At 44.0% G+C, this 1,537-nt stretch carries 1 protein-coding gene; it reads left to right on the top strand.

Features of this window, described 5'->3' with window-relative positions; all coding sequences use genetic code 11:
* Nucleotides 1-176 precede the first annotated feature (176 nt).
* Nucleotides 177-1,537, top strand: a 1,361-nt coding sequence (locus AC1DUA_RS36995; RefSeq protein ID WP_477504467.1) for a glycosyltransferase, incomplete at its 3' end; no start/stop codon positions are given.

Genomic DNA, 1,537 nt, shown 5'->3' with positions numbered 1-1,537 from the left:
CTTCTACAGAATCTGATTATCATTTTATCATCAATGAACAATTTGGAAGCGGTATGGCAATTGTTCAAGGTGTTGATTTCCCACAAAATACAAGTACGACAGTTGTCCTTACATTCGATAATGGTAAAGTTGTGTATAAAATCCCTTATCAATCGTTAGGACCTGCCTAATTGATTATGAAAAAAGTGGAACAATCAGTTGTTGAACTTTTGAAACAGAAGGATTACAAAGCAGCAGAACTCGCAGCCAAAGAGCGGATTCGTGCTAATTCTCTAGAAGCGCAAAACTGGGTATATCTAGGGGAAACTCTCATGCATCAGGGCTATGGAAGCGCAGCGACGAAGGCATTTTATCGTGCCTGGCTGCTTGATCCTGAAGCGACATGGGTTGTGCCGGTATTAGACGCACTCAAGGAAATCCCTGCTGGTGATGAGAGGGTAGATATAGAAGGACTTCTCCATGCAAGAAGAGTAACCGTGTCCGCTGGAATAATTACCTACAACATGGAGAACACGATTGAACGTTGTTTGAATTCACTGCAAGGTGCCGTTGATGAGATTATTATTATTGATTGCTCTTCGGACAGGACGGCTGAGATTGCTTCGAATTATCCTAATGTCAAGATTATTCCTTATGTTTGGGTGGATGATTTTGCCGCTGCGAGAAATGAAGGTCTTCGACACATGAGTTCGGATTGGGTATTTTGGATAGATGCCGATGAATATTTGGTCAAAGAAGATGTGGAAGCTGTGCGTGAAGCAGTCGGCCTTTATCATGACACGACAGTCCCCTCCATATTATGCTTATGGCAAATTAACTCCATCCAAAATCACGTAAAACACAATTTCTCACAGGCTCGCTTATTCCCTTTAGGAAAAGGACTTCAGTATTGGGGGCGGGTTCATGAGCAAGTGGGCACACAATCGGGTATTTATAATCTTGAAGCACATCGCTTTAAGGTGAAAATAAGAGTGCTGCATGATGGGTATGAACCAACGGTCATGAAGAGCAAACAGAAAATGGAACGAAATCTCAAGTTGCTGCGACTTATGGTCCTGGAAGAGCCTGATAATCCCGCGGCATGGTTGTATCTAGGACGTGATCTGCTCGGGGCAGGCAACGAGCAGGAAGCGATAGAGGCGCTTCTTGAAGCAGAACGCAGAGCCTTGTCTCAGCCCCTTTTTGGCAGGCTGCTTGACGTATATAAATATTTGATGGAAATAAGTTATCATCGCAAGGATTGGGGGCATGCACTGATGTATAGTACAAAAGCTCTGACCCATCAATCAGACTTCCCGGATGCCCATTACATGATAGCACAAGTTCGTATGAAGCAAGCTGATCAGCTTTATACAGAAGCAGAAGCAAGTTTGAGAAGAGCGAGAGAAGCCTTCCACTCCTTCCGTAGTATGGTTTCTCCAGAACACGAAATAGGGGAATGGAAAGTGGATTTGGCCCTTGCAGAAATCGCGCAAAGAGCTGGAAAACCATCAGTTGCCAAGACGATGTATAAGAGTACAATGAAGCAGCATCCAAG

The organism is Paenibacillus sp. 01T422, from assembly GCF_056398785.1.
The sequence above is the reverse complement of the archived record's forward strand: the minus strand, read 5'-3'. Positions and strand labels throughout refer to the sequence as shown.